Raw genomic sequence first — 2,980 nt, 5'->3', positions numbered from 1 at the left:
ACCTTTTCAAGTCCAGTGGGTCCCGCTCATGAGCGGGACCCACTGTCGTCTGGTGTCGCGAGGGGTCGCCAGACATGCAGCGGCCCCCGAGCTTTGGATTCTGGTGGGGACGGACCGACCGGCTCGGGGGCCGGGGGCTGTGGGGAATTCGCCAGCGCGCGTGGGTGATTCACTTGCGCCCCGGGATGCGCCGAATAGGCCCTCGAGGTGATCGCCACTTAGTAGTCGCGGCCCAACCGGGCGCTCAGCGTGGTTCCGGTCGTCGGCGCCACCGGCGGCAGGCTCCCCATCACCCCGCGATCGGTGATCGGGGCCTCGGCCCGGGATCACTCGGGTGCGGGCATGGCAGAACTCGAACCGGGCAGCAGCTGTAGTTCTCGAGGAGGTTATGGACACGTAGGCGCTCGATGGGTGTCATGAAATGCCGCATTCAATAGCTTTCTAGTAATTACTTTCTTTTGTGCAATTCTCAATATCGAATAACTAATTGCGAATAATGAATGCGACACGGTCATCGAAACGTATTCAATATGTGCACGGAATTTGACTGGAGGCGAGTTATGTTTTCTTCGCTCTAATGCGGCGCGGCACCTCGCCCACGTCGCTACCTTCACCTCTTGGAGATAACTATGCGATCGAATGCGTCCATGTTGCGTCGTGCCGGCGCCATTACTCCGATGGCGCTCGCTGCCGCACTTTGTTTCGCCGGAACGGCACATGCAGCCGTCTCTGTGAATTGGAGTTGTCAGGCCTCGGTTGGGACGTCGAGCATGACAACCTCGGTTACTACCACCGCGCCGGGTTCGGTGACTGCGGGTTCTCCTGTGGCCATTACCATTGCACCGGGTTCATCGACGGTTCCGACGTCGGCGGCTGGTGTTACGGTCGTCAAGATCAGCAACATGAAGATGCTCATCCCGGTGCCGGCCAACTCGACATATGTTTCCTCTAGCGCATCGGGTGGATCGGTCCCCGGCACGACGGCCCTCGTGGGAAGCAATGTCGTGCTTACCGTTCCCGGCCCAATTTCCGGTGGCGCGACGTACACGCCGCCTGCGGTCACCATCAACGTGACGGCCAACGCTCCCGGCTCAGTTACCAGCAACTACGCCGGCAACAGCTACAGCAACCCCGGCATGACCTTCACCACTACCGTGAAACCGCCGCTTCTTCCTCAAATCGACGTCGCAACCGCGTGCTACCCGAATCCGTCTCCGACGCTCACCACCACGACCGTCACCTAACTCCGGATGGCGCGCAAGAAATAGCCGACTGTACATATGGACGGCGCTGATCGGATTAGGGTCAGACTCAGCGCAGGGCCTGGGGAAGTGCAGCGGTGAATAGCCCTCGACTGGGCTGAATGACCAGCCCAGTCGAGGGTTATTTCTATTTTCCGGTCACCATCTCGAAGGGAGAAGATTATTCTCTCCCGAATCTCTTATTCGCACTTGTCGGTTGCATTTGTGAATGAACCCCAGCCCGGCGGGGTCGTTCACCTCGCGGAAGCTGACGTTTGCACATCGAAATAGGCACCGGTACCTGTCTATGAATCCAAGCCACCGATGCCACGGATACTGCGCAACGCGACATCTTTTTCTTGGCGTAAGCACTCCAACTCCGCATGCTCATCAAACACAGATCACCCGGGTTTCACGCAAGAGGTGCTCCCTGTATGAGTCCAGTGGTTTCCGGGTTTCCAACCCGCGGTCTGGCGCGGTTCGCCGCCAAGTCCAACACGTCCCAGCGCCAGCCCCACGAGTGTTTGGTACAACGCAGCTGCTGACACTTCTGGGGTCACGCGGAAAAGTTGAGGTCCGTGACCAGCAGGTATTGCCCGCCAGGGCGGTGTCAAAGTTGGTCATCGACAGTTCTAGCTAAAGCGTCAATAATGGCGTCCGGAGCCACTCGACCGTCGCTATGATCAGGTCTAGTGGAGAACCTTGGGGGAGGTCTTTCGTCCGATGGCAACTGAACTCGCTCGGATCGCTGCAGACTTGAAGAGAAGACTGGAATCTTTTCATGGATCCGTCGACGAATTGGCGCACGAATTGATGAGGATGCTCGGCGTCAATCACACCGATCTACGTGCCCTGTTACACATTCTCCTTACGGGCGAGAAGGCAACGACGCCGGGACTTCTGGCCGACCGGCTCGGTCTCACTGCCGCCGGCACCACGATCGTGCTCAACCGCCTGGAAAAGCTGAGATACGTCAGTCGCTCGTTACATCCGACTGATCATCGCCGAGTAGTCGTGTTGGCCACGGATCTGGCTGCTCGCCGTATCTCGGAACTCGTCTCCCCGCTGCTGGATCAGGGCGGCAAGATGTTGTTGAGCTATTACAACGCGACGGAGATTGCCCTGATCGTCGGGTTCCTCAGCCGTACGGACGAAATACAACGAGCTCACCTGAAGCGGATGCGTGAATTGGATCCCTACCCCCAGTAGGAGTCATCGTCGATCTCCAGAACCGCGAACCGCGCGGTTGGCATCTTCGCGGCCGGGTCGTTGGGTATGACGTCGAGCGGTGCGCTGATGAGGCGCGCGGACCTGACGTGCAATGCCAGGAGAGTCCGGTCCACTTCGCTGAACTCGTTGGTGCACAGGGTATCTGATTGCTGTCGAGCGTCACACTGACCGCTAGACGTCGCGATCCTGCGCTGCGGTTGAGCGGGAAGCGAAAAGCCGATATCGGCCTCAGACCTCGGGAGTGCGGGTCGCTCGCGCACAAGGAATGCGGTGGTCCGAGAGACTGATTGACTCATGGGCATGTGAGGGTGTCGGTCAGCTTTGCTCTGCGCGCAGGTGAATGGACTACGTGCGCTGGGTAATTCCCCACAGCCCCCGGCCCCCGAGCCGGTCGGTCCGTCCCCACCAGAATCCAAAGCTCGGGGGCCGCTGCATGTCTGGCGACCCCTCGCGACACCAGACGACAGTGGGTCCCGCTCATGAGCGGGACCCACTGGACTTGAAAAGGT

General features: G+C 59.4%; 3 protein-coding genes and 1 pseudogene. 2 read left to right on the top strand and 2 right to left on the bottom strand.

Features of this window, described 5'->3' with window-relative positions:
- Positions 1–221: 221 nt before the first annotated feature.
- A pseudogene (locus AC1U2B_RS28550) lies at positions 222–345 on the bottom strand (IS21 family transposase); the annotation flags it as partial.
- Between the two features lie 425 nt (positions 346–770).
- On the opposite strand from AC1U2B_RS28550, the gene AC1U2B_RS28545 reads away from it, so the two are divergent.
- Both AC1U2B_RS28545 and AC1U2B_RS28540 read left to right on the top strand, forming a co-directional pair.
- Complete coding sequence (locus AC1U2B_RS28545) at positions 771–1,244, top strand: hypothetical protein (protein ID WP_480219432.1); 474 nt, start codon at positions 771–773, stop codon at positions 1,242–1,244.
- Between the two features lie 720 nt (positions 1,245–1,964).
- Positions 1,965–2,450 (top strand): MarR family winged helix-turn-helix transcriptional regulator, encoded by a 486-nt coding sequence (locus tag AC1U2B_RS28540; RefSeq protein WP_043401039.1) that lies wholly within the window; start codon positions 1,965–1,967, stop codon positions 2,448–2,450.
- Here the strand turns inward: AC1U2B_RS28540 and AC1U2B_RS28535 are convergent.
- Complete coding sequence (locus AC1U2B_RS28535) at positions 2,438–2,584, bottom strand: hypothetical protein (RefSeq protein WP_480219431.1); 147 nt, start codon at positions 2,582–2,584, stop codon at positions 2,438–2,440. The two genes, AC1U2B_RS28540 and AC1U2B_RS28535, sit on opposite strands and share 13 nt — an antisense overlap.
- Positions 2,585–2,980 lie beyond the last annotated feature (396 nt).

The sequence above is a fragment of the Mycolicibacterium sp. P4_G11 genome (assembly GCF_056555145.1).
This window is presented reverse-complemented; position numbering and strand designations above follow the sequence as displayed.